Raw genomic sequence first — 20643 nt, 5'->3', positions numbered from 1 at the left:
CTCGATTTCGGCCCAGAGTTCGTTGGGTACGAGCGGTTTGGCCATGGCATAGACCGGAGCTCTCCCTCCTCATCCCTACCAGTTTTGTTAGGCACTCTAAAGGCATTCCCATTGGCGCGCGCTAGCAGCGGGTGCTGGCTGGCTAGCGCCACCACGGCGGGATCGAGTTCGAGGACGACGGCTTCTTCCACGGTCTTCCATTTCAAAACCTCGCGCAGGGCCATGCCGTCACCGCCGCCTAAAATCAGAATGCGTTTGGGGCTTGGAACTGCTTGTAAGGCGGGATGGACGAACACTTCGTGGTAGCGGTGCTCGTCGGTAGTGGACAGTTGCAGGTCACCATCCAGAAACAGGCGAACGTCGTGCTGCTGGCGCGTCAGGACTATGCGCTGGTACTCGGACTGAGTGCGCGAGATGATGGGCGCATCGTACAGGTTGCTCTCCAACGCGTTGCCGATGGGAACGGTCAGCGGGGCCAGCAGGCATAGGCCCAGACTTAAACCCAGCCCCCAGAAGCGCCACTGCCGCAGCACGACCAGTGATCGCCCCAATAAAAACACCATGCCAGCCGGCAAGGCGCCGATAAGGGCAGCAGCTGGAAAAAACCCCAGCAGTGGAAGCAACACCAGCGGAAAGGCCAGCGACCCAATCAAGGCCCCCAGGTAGTCGAGCGCCAGCACGCCGGCAATGGCGTTGCGAACGCCCCGCTCCTGCTCCAACGCGCGCGTTAGCAGCGGCACCTCCAATCCCGCGAGCGTGCCTAGGACGAGCGTGACCAGGGCCAGGCCGAGCCAAAGATAGCCATCGGCGACGAAAAGGGCGAAGAGTCCCAGCGGGAGCAACGCGCTCAGGGGCCCTATCGCGAGCTCGATCTGGACAAAGCGCGTCAGCAGCCGCGACTGCTGCTGGTTATACCAATTTGAGCAGCGGATGCACGCTTACTACAGAACATGACTCCCATATTGAGGGAGTTTCGAGGGGCAAAATCTAGTGCACAAGCCACGAGAATTGGTATAAGAGGTTGCGCTGCGAGCGGTTCAGCGTTGGCGGTGTGGCATCGTTCACGAGCGCAGTATGGGGTCCTCAGCCGTTACTTGCCGGCGCCCGGACCGCCACCCCGAAACCCGCGGTATTGGGCGCGGTTGGAGGGCATAATCCAGGTACCGCCTTGGTAGTACCCTGAAGGATAGGTTCCGTGGCGCGGCCAATAGGTCGTATCGCCACCCTCCTGGCGCAGCGTCAGCGCCGAGCGGGCAGTGCAGGCAAACCACACCGTGGTAACGGAGATGGCTAGGGCTGCAATTGCAAACAGGCGAACTAGCATGGCTTTTCCCTAGCGTTTCACCGCTCAAGCTGCGGAGGTTGTCAGATGGTGGACCTCAATAGGCGTTAGGGTCCGCACTCCATCGTCGACAAATAGCGTGACGCGATCGACGGGACCATCGGGGACAGTTTCAACGTAGAAACCGTAGGAATCCCGGGGCTCGAGTAGCACAAAATACCGAGCGATCCCGCGCCCACCTTGGATTTCGCCGTCCTCTCTCAACCATCTGAGTAGGACCGAGAGCCTCTCCTGTTGGACCAGCTCGCCGTTGCGATCGCGAATGTTGAGATGCACCTGCAACACGCCCGGTGCATTTTCGTCCGCTAGGACGACAACTTTGACTTTGACCAAAGACTTCCGACCGCCTACCACTCCTCGAGCGCTGACATCGCTATCGTTTGCAGAGGCGTTAATAATACGCTTCCCGGTAAAATTAAGGGCTATCGCGGCTAGCACGCCCAAGGCAGCGGTTCCAGCGAGACCGGCCCACAGGTAGCGCGTGTCGATAACACCATTGCGGACCGTGACATCAAATCTGGCTTTCTCTTCAACTGGTTCGCCAGTCGTATCGGTGTAGTCAAGAACGGCGATTGCCAGTCGCATGTCCTGTTGTTGAGTTAGCTTTATATCAAAGCCGCCGCGTAGATCCTTTTCTTCCCACATCCCCGACTCGCCGCCTTCGCGCCAAATGCCCGTTTCATGCCAACCTTTTTTGATGGCAGAAGCTAGGATGTCGCCATCGCGCGCGCGCAGCTGCACTTCGTAAGTGATCCAGCGGTCGCTCGCAACGTGGGCGCGCACGTCAATGCGCAGCGCCCCGAGGCGATTGGCTGGAACGCGCTGAAGCGTTAGTTTCGCCGGGCTATCGGGCGGGCAGTCACCGTTTCGGAGAGCAAAGACTGTCGCCCCAAATAAGACAGTATGAAAGTTGCCAGAATGGCAGCAGCCGAGATCGGAAAAAGAATTAAGCTTGTCTCAATAAAACGATAAGTTTTGTAAGTTGTAGCAGACATCAATTATGAAAGATAATATTTGGTATCTCAGGCTGCTGATTAGGTAGCCAGATTGGCTACTGCGATGGCGCCCATAGATAGAATAATTGCGGCAATCACGACCGCAGCAGCGACGTTGCCATTGTGAATCTCTTGCCGATAGTTGAGTGGTGTAATGCGATCGAACAGAACCGTCGATCCAAACAGCAGCAGGACGCCAATAACCGTCCACCCTGTACTGATGCCAACAGATTGAAGAAAATCCAACATAAACTCAACTCGGTATCGGAAACAACGCGCCTATTTTGGCACAGCAGCGGCCTGCTGACAGCAGCTGACAGCAATTGGGCGATTGGCTGGCTTGCAAGCCAACTGCTGCCGCTAAGAACCTCCTCTCGCTCGCGCGAGATGGGAATGAGCTGCCGTGGCATAGGTTTGATACCAATTTGAGCAGTGGATGCACGCTTTTCAAAAAATATGACTCCCATATTGAGGAAGTTTTGGAGGTCGCAATCTAGTGCACAAGCCACGAGAATTGGTATGAGGGCTGCGTTGCAGCAACTGGGTAGGCAGGCAGATGCTAGCTTGAGGGTACCGTCCCGCCTAAGCGTGATCGCATGCCCAGTGCGCGGTCCTTACTCGCCTCGATGGCTTGCCAGCTCGTGCAAGCTGGGTTCGAGCCGGGCGACGATTTCTCCGCCAGCGAAGGCCACCTGCTGTGCTCGCCGGAGGCACGAGAGCATCTGCTCGGACAGGCACCCCCTGGTTGGAACTGGTACGTGCGCTATGCCAGTACCGTCATCGAGCCCGATCCCATCGAGCTGCTAGAAGCGCAGGTGGGCGTCCCAGCATTTTTCCAGGCGCTAGTACAGCGAGGGAGCCGCACCCTCAGCAAGCGCTCGGACGCTTGGGCGGCGAGCTATGTCGTGCTATTGGAGGCCTACCTTCACGCGCGGCATCCCTACTTGCAGTCGGTGGACCTGCTGGGAGCACTGCTCCCGTCCGAGCGAGCGGATGCCGTTATGGACCGGCTTGAACGGGGTGCTATCCCCGAGTTTTCCAGGGCCGAAGGCGAGGAACTGCTCGAGCGGGCTTGGTTGGATGTCCTGCAGGCGCTAGGTGGGGAAGCGCCGCAGCATTTTGAGCCTGATGGGAAAGGCGGCGTGGTATTCACCTGGACCGGATACGAGCGGTTGGCCCTAGTGCTGGAGAGTCCCGAGGCGGGGCCGAGCTTTTTAGAACTAGCGGCAGCGCTGTTTGAGGAGCCAAGCGAGTAGCTGATAGGCAATCCACGGACTGCCATGGTGCTGCTCTTGACGGAATGGCAGGGCTCGATAGGTGGGCCCCTGTCCAGTAAGGCGATGCATCCAAATGCGATCAGCTACGAGTAGGTGGTTGAGCGTGCCTTTGTCGATCGCAACTATAGCGGCCGTGGCGTCTCGCCGCTCGGTGATCGCAACTCGGTAGTGCTAATGCCAACTACGGACCCAGTCCTACAAAACGGACTGCCTCCGCTGGCTGGATGAGGCCATTGGGCAGTTGTGCCAGAGTGCCTTTGGCTCGAAGATGGGAACAAAGGAAGCACTGCTAGCAGTCAGCTGCTTGGCTGCCACAAGCGCACGGCTGGCTGTAGGCTGGCATGGGATAACTGCTGGAGAGACGGCATGAAGGATAACAATCGCTGGAAGCGCACGATTGCGGTTTGGGGCTCAATTGCTGCCCTAGCGGCAACCGGTCAGGTGGGCCCACTTGCCACAATGGCCTCCGAGGGCGGCGGCGCTAGCAGCGCAGCCTTGGCCCTCTACCAACGCACTCAGCAAAGCTTCCCCGATCTCTCGCAGCAGGAGGCAACTGCCCTCTGGCAGCAAGTCCCCAGCAACTTGGAGACGCAACAGGACTTTTACGCGACCGGGGCAAAAACTTGCCAAAACACCAGCGATCCCAATCGGCAAGCGTGGCTGGTGCTAGCTGCAACGGATAAAAACGACGGCAATCGCGATCGCGCGGAAGCGTTCGTGCGCGGCTTAATTGCCAACTGTCCGCAAACGGGCCTGCAAGCAGCCCAGAAACTGCGAACCTACAGCCAGACCCTCTAGCGCTCGATTCGTGCCCTTGTTCAGGTCAAGGTCCGCTCTCTATTGAGAAAACCTCCTGTAGCGACCCTGGACTCGACCGGTCGTGCATGGGCTGCCCAATTGGGACCCCGCTATTGGCGGGGTCCCCCTCTACTGCTGGGGCTATTCGTTGCTCCCATCGGTCAGCGTAGCCATATCAATGACAAAGCGGTATTTGACGTCACCACGCTGTACCCGTTCGTAGGCTGTGTTGATGCTGCGAATGTCGAGCCGCTCGATATTGCAAGCGATGCCGTGCTCGGCGCAGAAATCGAGCACCTCTTGAGTCTCGGGCATGCCGCCGATGAGCGAACCAGCTAGCGATCGCCGCTGGGTTACAATTGCGCCGGCATCCAGTGGGGGATCGATGGGTTCCAGCAAGCCCACCAGGATGTAGGTGCCGTCGTAGGTCAGCGCCTTGAGGTACGGGTTCAGATCGTGCTGGACCGGGACCGTATCGAGGATGAAATCGAGCTGGCCCGCCAGTTCGGCCATCTGCTGCTCGTTGCTCGAGACCACAACGCGGTCGGCGCCCTGACGCTGGGCTTCGGTCACTTTGTCCTGGGAGCGCGTGAAAACCGTAACTTCCGCGCCCATAGCGCGGGCAAACTTAATGCCCATGTGGCCCAGTCCGCCCATGCCAACCACGCCAACGCGGCTGCCAGCCCGAACGCCATAGTGCTTGAGCGGCGAGTAGGTTGTAATGCCGGCGCACAACAGGGGGGCTGCAGCGGCCGGATCGAGCCCGTCTGGAACGCGAACCACAAAACGCTCGCTCACCGCGATGGACTCGGCATAACCGCCATAGGTGAGGCTGCCATCGTGGCGGTCGTGGCCGTTGTAGGTCAGCACGCAGCCCTCGAGGCAGTACTGCTCTAGCCCATCCTGACAGGCGCGACACTCGCGGCAAGAGTCGACCATGCAGCCTACCCCGACTGTGTCGCCGACGCTAAACGCGCTGACTTGCGAGCCCACTGCCGTCACGCGGCCGACGATCTCGTGACCGGGCACGATGGGGTACTCGGTACCGCCCCAATCATTGCGAACGAAGTGGATGTCCGTATGGCAGATGCCGCAATAGCGGATGGCGATCGCAACGTCATCGGGGCGCAGCGCCCGGCGCTCGATCATCAGCGGCGCCAGCTCGGCGGTAGGCGACTGGGCACCGTAAGCGCGGACTTGGGGCATGGTGGCCTCCTAGGGAGCAGACACAAATTGGCAATCCCAGCGTAAGGCGTGTCCCTTCGCTGTGAGGAGTGGCTGCCGCAGGCCCTAGGAGGAGCTTCGCTCCAAGATGAGTTTGGACTGCTGCAGCGCCTCGGGGATGGGGATGGGATAGTCCCCGGTAAAGCAAGCCGTACAGAAGCGGTTGGGATCTTGCCCGGTTGCTTCCAGCATGCCCTCCAGGCTGAGGTAGGCCAGCGAGTCGGCCCCAATGGAATCGGCAATTTCATCCACCGGTTGGGTTGCCGCAATGAGGTGATCCTGACTGTCAGTATCGATGCCGTAAAAGCACGGGTGGGTCACCGGTGGCGAGGAGATGCGCATGTGGACCTCAACGGCGCCGGCGTCGCGCAGGGCTTGGACGATCTTGCCGCTGGTCGTGCCGCGCACGATGGAATCATCGACAATAATGACGCGCTTGCCGGCCAGGACATCTTTGAGTGGGTTGAGCTTCATCCGGATGCCGGCCTCGCGCATGCTTTGGGTGGGCTGGATGAAGGTGCGCCCCACGTAGCGGTTTTTGATTAGCCCTTCGGCGTAATGGATGCCCGAGGTCTGGGCAAAGCCGATCGCGGCCGGCACGCCCGAGTCGGGAACGGGAATGACCACATCGGCATCGATGTGAGACTCGCGCGCCAGGCGGTGCCCCAAGCGCACCCGATAGCTGTAGAGGGTTTCGCCGTTGACCAGGCTGTCGGGCCGGGAGAAATAGATCATCTCGAAGATGCAGAGCTTGCGCTCGACTGCATCGCCCAAGGGGTACGCCGTTAGGCCGGACTCATCGATCCAGACCAGCTCCCCCGGCTCAACCTCGCGCAGGTAGCGGGCGCCGATGAGATCCAGCGCCGCCGTCTCCGAGGCCAGAACGTAGCGCTGCGGACTGTCGCCCAACGTGCCGATCGCCAGCGGCCGGATGCCGTGCGGATCGCGCACCCCGGCAATGCCGGTGGGGGTCCCGATCGCTAAGCTGTACGCCCCGCTGCAGCGCTGTAGGGCCGCGGTGATCGCGGCGATCCAATCCTGGCCGCGGTCTACCTCTTGGGCAATGGCCACCGCGATCGCCTCCGAGTCCGTGGTGGTGGCGAACTCGTAGTGGCTGGCTTTGAGAGCCGCTTGCAGCTCGCCAGGGTTAACCAGGTTGCCGTTGTGCGCCAGCGCCAGCGACCCCAGGCGGCTGTGCGCGAGGGTGGGTTGCGCGTTGGCGACCAGGCTGGAGCCGGTGGTGGAGTAGCGCGTATGGCCGATCGCGGCGCTCCCGGGCAGCTCGTTCAAACTGGCTTCATCAAACACCCGGGCTACTAGGCCCATGTCTTTGTGTAGGTGGACCCGCTCGCCCTCGAAGGTGGCAATGCCAGCCGATTCCTGACCCCGGTGCTGTAGGGCATAGAGCCCGAAATAGCTCAACCGGGCCACATCTTGCTCGGGGGCGTAGGCGCCAAAGACGCCGCAGGCGTCCTTCAACCGGTCGGCGTCCGGAGCGGTGAGGGGCACGCCCTCGTCTGCAGCAGGCAACATGACGCTTGCTTCCTTGCGGGCAGTCCGTGGGCAGCGCGCTTTAACTGGGGCTTAACGACCCTTACCCTAACAATTGGGAGCGGCCCAGTCAGGCCCGCTCAAAGCGGTTCCTGCAAGCGCCGCGCCAGCGCGTTGTCGGCCGCGTGGGCCAGCACCTCCAGGCTAGCGTCCAGCACGGCGTCGCCATCGGCGGCGAGCAGCCGCAAGCCCCTCCGTTCGCTGCAGACCGCGCCCAGGCGGTACCAGGCTCGCGGCAGCTGTTGCGCCAGCTCGGCCTCCCACGCCGCCTGATGCTCGGGCGGGACGGCCACCAAAATCCGGCTGGCGGCCTCACCAAACAGCAACGCGTCCCAACGCAACTCGCTGCGGTCCGCCTCCAGGGCCCCCAGATTGATCTCGGCCCCCAACCCGCCGCCCAGGCAGGCTTCGGCCACTGCGACGGCCAAGCCCCCCTCGGCGCAGTCGTGGGCGCTGCGAACGTAGCCTGCCCGGATGCCCGTGCGGCAGGCTTGCTGGACTTGGCGCTCGAGCGCCAAGTCCACGCGCGGCGGTCGGCCCGTGCATTGACCGCCAACAGCGGCCAGGTACTGCGAGCCGCCCAAGGTGACGCCGCCAGCGCCGTCTCCCAGCAAGTAGATGGCATCGCCTGGGGCCTGCCAGCCGCTGCCGCAGGCCTGGGTAACATCCGGCAGCGAGCCCACCATGCCGATGGCCGGTGTGGGGGTAACCGGTTGCGGCGTCCCCTGGGCGTCGATGGTTTCGTTGTAGAGCGAGACGTTGCCGCTAGCAACGGGGGTCTCTAGGGCCTGGCAGGCAATGGCAATGCCGCGGCAGGCGGCCGAAAGCTGCCAGTAACCCACCTCGGTCTCGGGGCTGCCGAAGTTTAAATTGTCGGTCACCGCCAGCGGGTCGGCCCCTACACAGCTGAGGTTGCGTGCCGCCTCGGCAACGGCGGCCTTGGCCCCTTCCTCGGGATCGAGATAGACGTAGCGCGCGTTGCAATCCGTGGTGGCTGCAATGCCGCGCTTGATGTGCTGGCCCGCCCCTTGCGGGCGCGCGCGCAGCACGGCCGCATCGGCGGCCCCAGGGAGCGCGACCGTGTTGTTCTGGACTTGGTGGTCGTATTGGCGATAGACCCAGCGCTTGGGGGCGACGGTGGGGTCATCGAGCAGCTGCAGCAGGATCTGGCGCCAGCTCAGCTCGCCCCTATTGTTGGCCAACCCCGACCGGGTAGCCGGTGGCAAGGCATGGGGCTGCCACTGCCAGGCGGCTTGCGCGTAGGCGGGCGGCTCGCTGGGGCTGCTGCGGTGGTAGGTGGGCGCATCGTCGGTCAGGGCGCGCGCGGGGACCTCAGCTGCAACCCCCCCCTGGAACCGAACCCGGACTACCGGCTCAGCTAGGACCGCGCCGGCGACCGTGGCGTGAAGCCCCCAGCGCTGGAGAATGGCGGTGAGCTCAGCTTCGCGCCCTTGCTGGGCGACCAGCAGCATTCGCTCCTGGGACTCCGAGAGCAGGTACTCGTAGGCCCCCATGCCCGCCTCGCGCGCCGGTACGCGATCGAGATCCAGCTCGATGCCTACCCTGCCTTTAGCCGCCATCTCGGCGCTCGAGCAGGTGAGGCCGGCAGCGCCCATGTCCTGGGCGGCGACCACAGCCCCTGTCTGGAACGCTTCCAGGCAGGCTTCGATCAGCGCTTTTTCGGTGAAGGGATCGCCCACTTGCACGGCCGGGTGATCGTCGCTGGCATCGGCACTCAGCTCGGCACTGGCAAAGCTGGCCCCGCCCATGCCGTCCCGGCCGGTGGTTGCCCCAGCATAGATGACCGGGTTGCCGATACCGGACGCGCCGGCCCGGACAATCCCTTCAGTCTCAACCAGGCCCAGCGCCATGACGTTGACCAGCGGGTTGCCGCTAAAGGCTGGGTCGAAATAGACCTCGCCGCCTACCGTCGGTACGCCCACACTATTGCCGTAGCCGGCGATGCCCTCAACCACGCCGGCAAACAGGCGGCGGGCGCGAGCGTCCTCGAGCGAGCCGAAGCGCAACGAATCCAGCAACGCGATCGGGCGGGCGCCTAGCGTAAAGATGTCGCGCAGGATGCCACCCACGCCCGTGGCAGCCCCTTGGTAGGGCTCAATGGCAGAGGGGTGGTTGTGCGATTCCACTTTCAGCGCCAGCTGCAGGCCATCGCCCAAATCGACTACCCCCGCGTTCTCGCCCGGTCCCACCACAATGCGCTCGCCGGTGGTGGGGAATTGCGCCAGCAAAGGGCGAGAGTTTTTGTAGCAGCAGTGCTCGGACCACATGACGCCGAACATGCCCAACTCGGCCCGGTTAGGGTGGCGGCCCAAGCCCTGCACCAAGGTTTCGTACTCCGGCGGCTTGAGCCCCTCAGCCGCAATGACCTGGGCTGAGAACGGGGCGCTGGCGATCGCGGACATGAGGGGTGGCGGCGCTGGCAACGGCCCCAATTCTAGACCAGCAGCAGCCCGGGCAAGCTAGGATTGGAGGACAGCAGTCGGAGCTGTGCCAGGAGCGAGCCATGCCCCGCACGCAGCGCAACGATAATTTCATCGACAAATCGTTTACCGTCCTGGCCGATACCATCCTCAAGCTGCTTCCCACGCAGAAGCGGTCCAAAGAGGCCTTTGCCTACTACCGCGACGGCATGTCGGCGCAATCGGATGGGGAGTACGCCGAGGCGCTGGAGAACTACAACATGGCCCTGGAGCTGGAAGAGGATCCCTATGATCGCAGCTACGTGCTCTACAACATTGGGCTCATTCACACCAGTAACGGCGAGTACGAACGGGCGCTGCGCTACTACCACGAGGCCATCGAGCTCAATGCGCGGCTGCCCCAGGCTCTCAACAACGTTGCCGTCATCTACCATCAGCAAGGCGAGCAAGCCCAAGCCGACGGCGACAGCGAGCAAGCCGAAGCCTACTTTGACAAAGCCGCTGAATACTGGAAAGAGGCCATCCGCATCGCGCCCAACAACTACATCGAGGCGCAGAACTGGCTCAAAACCACCGGCCGCTCCGAGATTGACGTTCTGATTTAGCTGCGAGGCGTTTCCCATGGCCAATGCCATCAGCCGCGATGAAGTGCGCAAAGTGGCCCGCTTGGCCCGGCTCGAGCTCGCGCCCGAAGAAGAGGAGCGCACTGCCAGCCAGCTCAGCAGTATCCTGTCCTACTTCGAGCGCCTGAGCGAGCTCGATACCAGCGAGGTGCCGCCCACCTTCCGCGCGATTGCCGTCAGCAACGTCACGCGCCCAGACGAGCTGCGCCCCCATCCCAAGCGGGAGGCCATGTTGAAGCAGGCACCCGAGCGCGAGGATGACTACTTCCGCGTTCCGCGCATCATGAGTGCGGACCCGGAGTAGCGCTGCCGCCGCCGCACAGCTGCTGCAGCTGCGAGGCGAACTCAGGGTAGGAGACGGCTATGCTCTCGGCCCCGCGGATGCGGGTATCCCCGCGCGCGCCCAGGGCCGCAACGGCCAGGCTCATGGCGACGCGGTGGTCCGAGCAAGCATCGAGCTCCGCGCCCTCGAGCGTGCGGCCACCTGCAATTTCGAGGCCGTCGGCGCGCTCGCTGACCTGAGCGCCCATGCGGTTGAGCTGCGCTGCCATGACCGCGAGGCGATCGCTTTCTTTGACCCGCAACTCGGCGGCATCGGCAATGACCGTCGTACCGCGCGCGAACGCCGCGGCGACCGCCAAAACCGGAATTTCGTCGATCGCGCGCGGGATCCACTCCCCGGCAATGCGGCAGCTGCGCAGGGTGCTGTGGCGCACCCGCACCTCGGCCACCGGCTCGCCAGCCACCGTGCGCTGGTTCTGCAGCTCAATCCGGGCCTCCATGGCCGCTAGGGCTTCCAGAACGCCGGTGCGAGTGGGATTGACGCCCACGTTCTCGATGCGGATGTCGGCCCCGGGCACGATGGCCCCGGCTACCAGCCAAAAGGCCGCCGAGCTGATATCGCCCGGCACGACCACCATCTGCCCGCGCAAGCGCGCTGGGCCGGCCACCGTGACGCTGCCGCGCTCGGGATCGGTCTCGACGGTGGCCCCAAACGCGGGCAGCATGCGCTCGGTATGATCGCGCGATTGCGCCGGCTCGATCGCCGTCGTTGTTCCTGGTGCCATCAACCCGGCCAGCAGCAAGCACGATTTGAGCTGGGCCGAGGCCACCGGCAGGCGGTAGCCGATCGGTTGCAGTACACGACCGCGCACGGCCAGCGGCGCGCAGCGATCGTGCTGGCGCCCCCAAATGCAGGCGCCCATTTGCTGCAAGGGCTGGATGGCACGGTCCATGGGCCGTGATCGCAGCGAGCGATCGCCGGTGACCACAAACAGGCGCTCCGGATGCGCGGCCAGCAGCCCCAGCATCAAGCGGAGGGTCGTCCCGGCGTTGCCGGCATCCAGCACTGTCTCGGGCTCTTGCAGCTGGCCCAGCCCCACGCCCTGGATGGCCACCTCGGTCGCGTTGAGCTCGCCGATGGTCGCCCCCAGGGCCCGAAAGCAGCGAGCGGTACTGCGCGGATCCTCGCCCAGCAGCAAGCCCCGGATGCGCGTTTCGCCCTCGGCAATGGCACCCAGCATGAGCGCGCGGTGGGAGATGGATTTATCGCCTGCGACTTGGAGGGTTCCCGAGAGCGCGGGACCGCCGGGCGGCGGGCGGATTGCGAGCTCGTCCCCTTGCAGCGAAACAGTAGGCTCGGGCATGGGCAGCGCCGGCAGCAGCTGCGCCATTCTACCAAAGCCGTGATCGGCCAGGCGGCGGCTCAGTACAGGCGCCCGACGGCGTAGTCGCCCAGCTCCAGCAATGCTTGCCGCGGTTGCGATGGCTCGAGTGCCTCCAGTGCTTGCATGGCTTGGCGAACGTGCTGGTGGGCCAGCTCGCGCGCGCGCGCGATGCCGTTGCTGGCATTGACCAAGTCCATGGCGCGCTCGAGATCGCCCGATTGAGCTAGCTTGCGGGCCAAAAGCGACTGCAGCTCGGGCACTTCCTCCAGGGCGTAAAGCACTGGTGCGGTCAGGTTGCCGCCCGCCAAATCCGAGCCCGCCGGTTTGCCTAGCACCTCGCTAGAGGCCGTCAGGTCCAAAATGTCGTCCACGATCTGGAAAGCTAAGCCAAAATCGCGCCCGTAGCAGTAGAGCTGCTCGGCCGTGCTGCTGCTGACCCCGCTGAGCAAGCCGGCCGCTTTGGCGCTGTTGGCCATCAGCGAGGCCGTTTTGAAATAGCTTTTTTGTAGGTAGGCCGCGATCGACTGGCTGGTGTCGAACTGGCTCAGCTCCTGCTGGATCTCGCCTTCGGCGAAGTCGCGAATGACCTCCGAGAGCAGCTTGACCGCATCCAGATTGTCCAGATTGGCCAGATACCACGATGACTGGGCGAATAAAAAATCGCCGGCCAGCACGGCCACGCGGTTGCCGAACAGGTGGTTGACGGTGGCGACGTTGCGCCGCGTTGGGGCTTCATCGACAACGTCATCGTGAACCAGGCTGGCGGTGTGGATCATCTCGGCGATCTCGGCCAGGCGCCGGTGCCGCGGCGTGATGTCATCGGCCGTTGCAGTCGCGCGCGAGACTAGCAAGACGATCGCGGGCCGCATGCGCTTGCCGCCCGCGCCGAACAAGTGCTCGGCTGCCGCGCTCAAGATGGGATGGCGCGTCCCCACCAAGGACTTGAGGTTATCGGCCAGCAGGCGCAGGTCCGCTTCAACGGGCGCTAGCAGCGAGGCGACGGAGGTCATCGATGGGCCCATCCAGCGCGGCGGTCGTTATGAAAATTTACATACGTGCTTCCAATTCTAAGCTAGTGGCGCGTTGTCCCTCCGCCCTCATTCGGCCGCGGACTTCGCGCCGCTGGCCGACGGGAACGGCACCGGACGGGTCGCAGCCAAATCGACGCGCTCCACTTGGGGGATACATCCCAGCCATTGGCGCGACAGTTGCGCGAACTGTTGGGGCGAGCCGCTAACGCAGAAGCGCGTGGGCTGGGCAGGGTGGGTGCTTTTGAGGTTCCGCTGCGCGAGCTCGCGCTCGGCGAGCGCCACCACGTGATGGGCCGGATCGATGGTGCGCACCTGGGGCGCGAGGATGGCCTGCAGCACGGGAGCGAGGTGGGGGTAGTGCGTGCAGCCGTAGATGAGCGTGTTGATGCCGCGCGCCTGCAGCGGCGCCAGATACTGCTGCGCGATGCGATAGGCGTAGGGGTCGGTGATGCGGTTTTGCTCCACCAGCGGGACGAACTCCGGGCAGCCCACCTGCCACACGGAAGCGCTGCTGTCGATCGCGTGGATGGCGCGCTTGTAGGCGTTGCTGGCGGCCGTGGCTGGGGTGGCAATGGTTCCGATGCGGCCCCCCTGCGCGACAGCGGCTTGGGAAGCAGGTGCAATCGGGCTCAAAATGGGAATGTCGAACTCGTGGCGCACCACCTCGAGCGCGAGCGCCGAGCAGGTGTTGCACGCCATGATGGCAATTTTGACGTGCTGGGCCACCATCCAGTGGAGGATCTCGCGCGCGAACTGGACGATCTCAGCCTGCGATCGCGTGCCGTAGGGGAGCCGCGCCGTATCGGCAAAGTAGAGCACGGATTCGGCTGGCAAGTGCCGGTAGAGCTCGCGAAGCACGGTGATGCCGCCCACGCCGCTGTCAAAAATGCCAATGCGGGCGTTGGGATCGGCGCCGGCCTCGGAAGCGCGCAGCTCGAGTTGGGAAGAACCAAGCGATGGCATCAACAGCTAACGACAGTCACGCCTAGCGCGGCAGGCGCCCCTAAAAGTCGGCCTGCTGCACGTACTGCAGAATGCCTTGCGCGATCGCCTCGCCCATTCGGCGGCGGTACTGCGGGTCCTTCAACCGGCGGGCATCCTGGCGCCCCGTCAAAAAGCCGGTCTCCACCAGGACAGCGGGCATGGCCGTGTTGCGCAGAACGTAGAAGTTGGCGGTCTGCAAGCCCCGATCGGTGACATCGATGTTGCGCAGAATCTGCTGGTGGATGTTTTTGGCCAGCCACTTGCCCGTGCCGCTCGAGTCGTAGTGATAGACCTCAATGCCGTTAACGTCGGGGCGATTGGCGGCCATGGTGTTGGCGTGGATGCTGACGAACAGATCGGCATCCTGCCGGTTGGCCATCTCGGCGCGCCGCTCGAGGCTGACAAAGTAGTTGTCATCCCGGGTGAGGCGAATGCTAATGCCGGCCTGCTGCATCTTGCGCGCGGCATGCTTGGCAATGTCGCCCACCACATCGATCTCGGAGAGACCGCCGATGCCTCGCCCGCCCGGGTCCTTGCCGCCGTGGCCGGGATCGAGCATGACGAGCACGTTTTGCTCGATGACCTCGGAGGGTTTGGGTTTATTGGCCTGGCTGGATTGGGCTGAGTTGGAACGTTGCTGCTGGGTGTTGTTGCCTCCCGAGCCGCCCTCGGCCACCTGAATCAAGCGTTCGGGCTCGGGGACGGCTATGGAGCGGCGCGTGGGCGTTCGCTCTAGCTTGAGCGCCAAAGTCCCCTCGCGCGGCCGGTCAATGTCGCCGATGCTGACCCCTGGCTTGGGCCCCACGCGGACGGCAACCGTGTCGCTATCTTGCTGTCGCAGTTGTAGGCGCGCGATGGGGCTGTCTTCGGTCAGGTTGGGACCCTGGACTGAGGCGTCTAGTTGGGCTTGGGGCAAAGTAATGGTATAGCCGCCGCTATCGTCACGCGCGCTGCTTTGGGCGCCGAGGGGGCCATCCGCTCGAATCAGGATGCGATCGCCGGGCCCCGAGAGCTGCACGGATTGGATGGTTGCCGGCTCTGCCCCTGGCGCCGAACGCTCGACGGCCTCGAGCGAAGCCCCGCTGCCGGTGTTGCCGCCCGGGGGCGGAAGCAACACCAAACCGCCCACCTCGCTGTAAGAGGCTTGCCAAGCGCCGCGGTCCGCAGCCTGGGTCAGTTGCAAGCGCGCGATCGCGGTGGCCCCATCTTGCTGCAAGAAGCGTATCTCGGCCACACCGTGGCGGTTGATGGGGAAGGTCTGGCCGGCTAAGTCCTCGGGAAGCTGGGTGCCTTTGAGGGCAACATCGAAGCGCTTGCCGCCCTGGGCGCGGCTGATGTTGACCTCATCCGGCGAATTGCCATTGAGATTGAGGAACAACCCCTGCTGGGTGACTTGCAAGCTCGCTGGCAGGCGGTTGGCCGTTGCATCGCTGCTGCCGGATGGCGAAGCTGAGGGCAGCGACACCTCGCGCTTTTGCGGCTCGGGCAGCGTGACTGACCAGCGCCGGGGCGTGTAGCCGCGGATTTGGACCTTCTCGGGGTCGATCGTATAGCCAGATTTGAGCTCAACAACGATGCGAGTGGTCTGCTCGTCGTACTGGCCGAGGCGCACCTCGCGGATAGCGCCGCCTACGGGGTCGTTTACCGTGGGGCGCTCCAGCTTCGTCCCGGGCAAATCGATGACGACGCGGGTGGGGTTGGTAATGAGCTGCGCTTTAGGCTGGACGCCCTCTTCAGTGCGGAACGTCAGCTGCTGCTTGCTCTGCTCGAAGCGCCAGTACATTAAGCCGCCGGCCTCGGCAGGGGCCGGCGCTAGCAGCGCCCCCAGGCACCCAAGCAGCAGCCAGCGATAGCTAACCAATCTCACTCCTCACCAAACGATAGAGCCTGCGCGCTCGCACGGACGTGCTTGGCCGAGTTCTGTCTTAACACCGATAGGGGAATTTGAGAATGCTGCTATCCCAACAGCGATGTGCCATCTGCCCAATCTCCCAAAGAACGACCGACTGCTGCGGCTGGCCAACCGTTCCAGGCGATTGCAAATCGAACGCAATCTTAACGCACGCGATCGCCAGTAGGGGGGCCTACTTGCGATCTTGCTGGGCCGTTTCTTCGCTCTCGGCTGTCGGGGCGGCCGGTGAGGGGGCCGCTTGCTCCGCCTCGGCCGCTTCGGCGGGCGCTTGCGGGAAAACCAGGCGCAACAGCGGCGGCGCAATAAAGGTCGTCACGATCACCATGACCACGATGGCAACATCCGTGGACTCGGATAGGGCACCGCTGGAGGAGCCAATGCCGGCAAACACCAACCCCACCTCGCCGCGCGGCACCATGCCTATGCCAATGGCCAGTTTGTCGGTCTCGGGCTGGCCGACGATGGCGTAGCCGGCGATCGCCTTGCCCAAAATGGCGACCAAAATCAAAAAGGCAGCCAGGATCAACCCTTCGCGGTTGCTGGGCACGGCCGGGTTGAGGACGCTCAGATCGGTTTTGGCCCCAACGCAGACAAAAAAGACTGGCACAAAGACATCCGCCACGGGCACGATCTGTTCTTCTAGAGGCTGGCGCTTCTCGGTCTCGGCCAGGATCAGCCCGGCGGCAAACGCGCCCAACAAGGCCTCGAGCTGGATGGCGGTTGCCACGTAGGCCAAGCCGAATGCCACCACTAGCGACATCAGCAGTAGCTGGCCGCGGGTGTTCATCTCATCGACCAAGCTGACGAAATAGGGGCTAAGGAGGCGGCCCAGCAAAATGGCGCCCACCAAAAACACGCCCGCGCTCGCCACCAAATAGACAATGTTGCCCACCTGAACGTCGCCGGTTTTGATCAGGCTGGCGACGACGGCCAGGATGATGACGCCCAGAATGTCATCCAGCACGGCCGCGCCAATGATGATGCGGCCTTCCTGGGCGTTTAGCTGGCCCAGCTCGGCTAAGACCTTGGCCGTGATGCCGATGCTGGTCGCGGTCAGGGCAGCGCCGGCAAAAATCGCTGGGATGGCCGGAACGTCAAACAAATAAAACAGGCCCGCCGTTCCGCCTGCAAAAGGTGCCACCACGCCCACAATCGCCACCAGGGCTGCTTGCGGTCCCACGCGCAGCAGTTCCTTGAGATCGGATTCCAGCCCGATCTCGAACAGCAAAATGACCACCCCCAACTCCGACAGGATGGTAATAACCTCGCTCTGCGCGGCGAACGCGGCATCCGCATCGGCTAAATCGAGGTCGGTGGTGGCTGCCAGCAGGCGCATGATAAGCGAATCTTGCGCCGAGGCTCCGGCCTCGGGGAAAACCAGAACTTGTAGCGCCGATACGCCCACGACAACGCCGCCGAGGAGCTCGCCCAGCACCGAGGGCAAGTTGAGGCGCGCGCAAAGCTCGCCGCCAGCCTTGCTGGCCAGATAAACCGCGATCAGGCTCAGCAGCACGCCGGCTAGCACCACGGTGCCGTCGGCCGATTCGCCGCCCTCGGCTGCTGCCAAAATGCACGGCTCGAAGCGATAGGCCCAACTCGTTAGCGCGCTCATGGCAAAAGCAGGATTTGGGTTTGCACGCAGTCCAGTCGCGCTCGGTGGTACAGCCCCCGAGCGCGACTGGCCGTTATGGTTGCAGCTCGCGGTAGGGATTGCCAATACAAAAAAAGCAGGCAAATTGCCTGCTTTGATGCCAATTAGGGGGGTGGCTGGCGCCTTGGTTTAGCGCTCTAGCGAGCAGAAATCGGTTTGCCACAGGGCCGTGCTGCCGTTGGCATGGCGTGAGGTCATTTTTTCAAGGTCGGCTTGCGCCTGTTGCAGCAGCTGCTCGCGGCTATCGCGCGCCTCGGTCAGCGCCGGAACGAGGTTGCGCGCCTGCAGCGACATATGAACTTGGAGCTGGGCAACGTAGTCGCGAATGTCGTCGGTGGCTTGGTTGGCGGCGGAGTGCGTTTGCCAGTCCACAGCGTTCTCCTCTCCTCAGATGGACGCCGAACTCTGGTTGGCAAGCCTAACACGCCACTCGAGCGGCACTGAGGGATTGCGCCTTGGCTCAATATTTCTAAATCTGTTCTTTTTAAGGCATGCCATCGCCGCCGAAAATATCGAGCTGCTGCCCGTCGCCGTTGCAGGAGGCCGCAGATCCGGTCTGGGCGCCCAGGCTCTTGCGCAAGCCCAGCGCAATCCGGCTGTGCTTTTCGATCTGGTGCATGACTTGTTGGGCGCGCTCGATGACGGGGCCCGGCAACCCGGCCAAACGACCGGCCTCGATGCCGTAGGAGCGATCGGCGCCCCCAGGCTGCACCTGGTGCAAAAACACAATCCGGTCGGGGAGTTCTTTGACCGTGACGCGGTAGTTGGCCACGTTAGGCAGCCAGTTGGCTAGCTCGTTGAGCTCGTGGTAGTGAGTGGCAAACAGCGTGCGCGCGCGCAGCTCGGTGGCTAGGTACTCCGCAACCGACCAGGCAATGGAGAGCCCGTCGAAGGTGGCCGTGCCGCGGCCGATCTCATCCAGCAGCACCAGCGATCGCGCCGTGGCGTGGTTGAGAATGTTGGCCGTTTCGTTCATCTCCACCATGAAGGTGGATTGCCCGGTAGTGAGGTCGTCGACGGCGCCCACGCGGGTAAAGATGCGATCGCAGATCCCCAGCCGGGCTTGGCTGGCCGGCACGAAGCTGCCGGTCTGAGCCATGAGCTGGATCAGCCCCACCTGGCGCAGGTAGCAGCTTTTGCCGCTGGCATTGGGGCCAGTGAGGATGATGGCATCCGGTGCCTGCTCGCTCCCCAGCGCCGTCCCATTGGGCACAAAAAAGCCGGCCGGCAGCGATTGCTCCACCACTGGGTGGCGCCCGTCCGCAATTTCGAGGGGGCGCTCGGCGCTCATCTGCGGGCGGCAGTAGCCTTGATGGACGGCCACCTCGGCCAGCCCCGCCAGCACGTCGAGCGCGGCGACAGCCTGGGCAACATCGCGGATGGTTTGGGCGTGCTGGCCCACCTCGGCGCGCAGCTCGGCAAAGATCTCGTACTCGAGCCGATCCAGCTCCTCGCGCGCGTTGAGAATGCGCGCCTCGCGCGTTTTGAGCTCGGCAGTGACGTAGCGTTCTTCGTTGGTGAGGGTTTGCTTGCGCTCGTAGTCGGCCGGGGCGTGCGCGGCTTTGCTGCGCGGCAGGCCGATGTAGTAGCCAAAGGTTTTGTTGTAGCCCACTTTGAGGTTGGCAATGCCGGTACGCTCCCGCTCGCTGGCTTCGAGGTTGGCAATCCAGTTCTGGTCGTCGCGCACGGCGGCCCGCCGGCGGTCGAGCTCGTCGCGGACGCCCTCGCGGATCAACCCGCCCTCGCGGACTTGCTGCGGGGGCGAATCGACCAAATGGTCCAGGATGCGCTGGCCCAGCTGCTCCAGCTCGGGCGGCAGCGCGTGCAGGGCGTGCAGGTAAGGCGAGCTGCCCTGGGCGGCCAGCGAGCTCAGCGCCTGCAAGCGCACCAGCGACTCGGCCAGCCCCGCCAGTTCGCGGGCGTTGGCTGTGCCGGCCCCGGCCCGGCCCGTCAGCCGCTCCAGATCGGAGAGTTGCCGCAGCTGCTGCTGCAGGTCCTCGCGCAAGGCGTTGCCATCGGCCAGTTCCTGGATGGTGTCCTGGCGCGCCTGGATGCTGGGAATGTCGAGCAGCGGTTGCAGCAGCCAGCGGCGCAGGGTCCGGCTGCCCATGGCCGTGCGGCAGCGATCCAGGGCCCAAAGCAGCGAGCCGGCAAAGGTGCCATCGCGTGCCGTTTGGGCGATCTCCAGGTTGCGGCGGCTTTGGGCATCCAGGATGAGGTACTCGGCGAGCGCGTAGCTCCGAATGGGTTGCAGCGGCACGCGATGGGCCTTCTGGGTGCTCTCCAGGTACTCCAGCAGGCCGCCGGCGGCGCGCACGCCCAACAGCAGGTGCTCGCAGCCCATGCCCTCCAGCGATCGCAGCTGGAACTGCTGCAGCAATCGCTGGCGGGCCTCGGCCTGCTCGAAGGGGGCTTGCGGGCGCGGGGTGTAGCAAAATGCCTCCGGCAGGCAATCGGGCAGGGCCTGGGAGCGCTCGCCCGGACGCAGCAGTCCGTGCCAGTCTGGCGCGTCGGTGGGAACTAAGACCTCAGCGGGTTGCAGGCGCTGCAACTCCAGCTGCAGCGCCTCGCGATCGCGCGATTGGGTGGTCAAAAACTCGCCGGTGGAGATGTCGGCGTAGGCCAGCCCCCAGTGCTCGCCTGCCAGGACCACCGCCGCCAAAAAGTTGTTGCGGCGCGCGGACAGCATCTCGTCTTCCATGACGGTGCCGGGGGTCAGCAACCGCGTAACCTGGCGCGCCACCATGCGGTTTTCGGCGGCTGCTTGGGCAGCATCCTCCACCTGATCGCAAACGACGATGGCGTAGCCGCGTTCCACCAATAACCGGCTGTAGCGCTCGAGGGCATGGTGGGGCACTCCCGTCATGGGAACGCGCCCGATTGCTTTGCCCCCTTCCTTGCTGGTTAGGACGAGCTCGAGCTCGCGCGCGACCGTAATGGCATCGGTAAAAAACGCTTCAAAAAAGTCGCCCACCCGATAGAGCAGCAGCGCGTGCGGGTACTGCTCCTTAAGCTCGATGTAGTGACGCATCATGGGCGTCAGCTTGTCGAAATCGAGCTGGGTGTAGTCGGCGTTGCGGGCCGCTTGCGCGGCTTTGCTCTCCGCGGGTTGCGCTGGCTCGGGGGAGGCGCTCATCAGCGATGGCA

The 20643-nt window shown here is 63.8% G+C and carries 18 protein-coding genes; 4 read left to right on the top strand and 14 right to left on the bottom strand.

Annotation, left to right across the window (positions count from 1 at the left end; all coding sequences use genetic code 11):
- The 4 genes from BRC58_02360 to BRC58_02345 form a co-directional block, all read right to left on the bottom strand.
- Window positions 1-932, bottom strand: a 932-nt coding sequence (locus BRC58_02360) for a hypothetical protein (protein PSP18961.1), incomplete at its 3' end; no start/stop codon positions are given.
- Window positions 933-1090: 158 nt separating this feature from the next.
- Window positions 1091-1324 carry a hypothetical protein gene (locus tag BRC58_02355; protein ID PSP18955.1) on the bottom strand — a complete coding sequence of 78 codons (234 nt, stop codon included), beginning with the start codon at window positions 1322-1324 and terminating at the stop codon, window positions 1091-1093.
- A gap of 24 nt (window positions 1325-1348) precedes the next feature.
- On the bottom strand, window positions 1349-2083 hold the full coding sequence (locus BRC58_02350) for a hypothetical protein (protein ID PSP18954.1): 735 nt from the start codon (window positions 2081-2083) through the stop codon (window positions 1349-1351).
- A 293-nt stretch (window positions 2084-2376) separates the two neighbouring features.
- On the bottom strand, window positions 2377-2586 hold the full coding sequence (locus tag BRC58_02345; protein ID PSP18953.1) for a DUF350 domain-containing protein: 210 nt from the start codon (window positions 2584-2586) through the stop codon (window positions 2377-2379).
- A 377-nt stretch (window positions 2587-2963) separates the two neighbouring features.
- On the opposite strand from BRC58_02345, the gene BRC58_02340 reads away from it, so the two are divergent.
- Both BRC58_02340 and BRC58_02335 read left to right on the top strand, forming a co-directional pair.
- On the top strand, window positions 2964-3593 hold the full coding sequence (locus BRC58_02340; GenBank protein PSP18952.1) for a hypothetical protein: 630 nt from the start codon (window positions 2964-2966) through the stop codon (window positions 3591-3593).
- 387 nt (window positions 3594-3980) lie between these two features.
- Window positions 3981-4412 (top strand): hypothetical protein, encoded by a 432-nt coding sequence (locus BRC58_02335; protein ID PSP18951.1) that lies wholly within the window; start codon window positions 3981-3983, stop codon window positions 4410-4412.
- A 141-nt stretch (window positions 4413-4553) separates the two neighbouring features.
- Here BRC58_02335 and BRC58_02330 read toward each other — a convergent pair whose 3' ends face one another.
- The 3 genes from BRC58_02330 to BRC58_02320 form a co-directional block, all read right to left on the bottom strand.
- Window positions 4554-5618: a hydroxyacid dehydrogenase gene (locus tag BRC58_02330; GenBank protein PSP18950.1), complete on the bottom strand. Its 1065-nt coding sequence runs from the start codon at window positions 5616-5618 to the stop codon at window positions 4554-4556.
- A gap of 84 nt (window positions 5619-5702) precedes the next feature.
- On the bottom strand, window positions 5703-7169 hold the full coding sequence (locus BRC58_02325) for an amidophosphoribosyltransferase (GenBank protein PSP18949.1): 1467 nt from the start codon (window positions 7167-7169) through the stop codon (window positions 5703-5705).
- Window positions 7170-7267: 98 nt separating this feature from the next.
- A complete protein-coding gene (locus BRC58_02320; GenBank protein ID PSP18948.1) occupies window positions 7268-9610 on the bottom strand; it encodes a phosphoribosylformylglycinamidine synthase subunit PurL in 2343 nt (780 codons plus the stop codon).
- Between the two features lie 101 nt (window positions 9611-9711).
- Between BRC58_02320 and BRC58_02315 the strand changes: the two genes are divergently transcribed.
- Complete coding sequence (locus tag BRC58_02315) at window positions 9712-10233, top strand: photosystem I assembly protein Ycf3 (protein PSP18960.1); 522 nt, start codon at window positions 9712-9714, stop codon at window positions 10231-10233.
- Between the two features lie 16 nt (window positions 10234-10249).
- A complete protein-coding gene (locus BRC58_02310; protein ID PSP18947.1) occupies window positions 10250-10555 on the top strand; it encodes an Asp-tRNA(Asn)/Glu-tRNA(Gln) amidotransferase GatCAB subunit C in 306 nt (101 codons plus the stop codon).
- Here the strand turns inward: BRC58_02310 and aroA are convergent.
- From aroA to BRC58_02275, 7 genes are all read right to left on the bottom strand, one after another.
- On the bottom strand, window positions 10533-11897 hold the full coding sequence (gene aroA / locus BRC58_02305; GenBank protein PSP18959.1) for a 3-phosphoshikimate 1-carboxyvinyltransferase: 1365 nt from the start codon (window positions 11895-11897) through the stop codon (window positions 10533-10535). The genes BRC58_02310 and aroA overlap by 23 nt on opposite strands.
- Window positions 11898-11956: 59 nt before the next feature.
- On the bottom strand, window positions 11957-12928 hold the full coding sequence (gene sds / locus BRC58_02300; GenBank protein ID PSP18946.1) for a solanesyl diphosphate synthase: 972 nt from the start codon (window positions 12926-12928) through the stop codon (window positions 11957-11959).
- Between the two features lie 87 nt (window positions 12929-13015).
- Window positions 13016-13912 (bottom strand): glutamate racemase, encoded by an 897-nt coding sequence (locus BRC58_02295; protein PSP18945.1) that lies wholly within the window; start codon window positions 13910-13912, stop codon window positions 13016-13018.
- Window positions 13913-13952: 40 nt separating this feature from the next.
- Entirely contained in the window at window positions 13953-15794 is a 1842-nt protein-coding gene (locus BRC58_02290; GenBank protein PSP18944.1) for an N-acetylmuramoyl-L-alanine amidase, read from the bottom strand.
- Between the two features lie 223 nt (window positions 15795-16017).
- Entirely contained in the window at window positions 16018-17457 is a 1440-nt protein-coding gene (locus tag BRC58_02285; GenBank protein PSP18943.1) for a sodium:proton antiporter, read from the bottom strand.
- A 168-nt stretch (window positions 17458-17625) separates the two neighbouring features.
- Window positions 17626-17868 carry a hypothetical protein gene (locus BRC58_02280; GenBank protein ID PSP18942.1) on the bottom strand — a complete coding sequence of 81 codons (243 nt, stop codon included), beginning with the start codon at window positions 17866-17868 and terminating at the stop codon, window positions 17626-17628.
- Between the two features lie 112 nt (window positions 17869-17980).
- Window positions 17981-20632: a DNA mismatch repair protein MutS gene (locus BRC58_02275; protein PSP18941.1), complete on the bottom strand. Its 2652-nt coding sequence runs from the start codon at window positions 20630-20632 to the stop codon at window positions 17981-17983.
- Window positions 20633-20643: the final 11 nt, after the last annotated feature.

Source organism: Cyanobacteria bacterium QS_8_64_29 (assembly GCA_003022125.1).
In the GTDB taxonomy this organism is placed as follows: domain Bacteria; phylum Cyanobacteriota; class Cyanobacteriia; order Cyanobacteriales; family Rubidibacteraceae; genus QS-8-64-29.
Note: the sequence above shows the minus strand (reverse complement) of the source record. Positions and strands in the feature narration are given on the sequence as shown.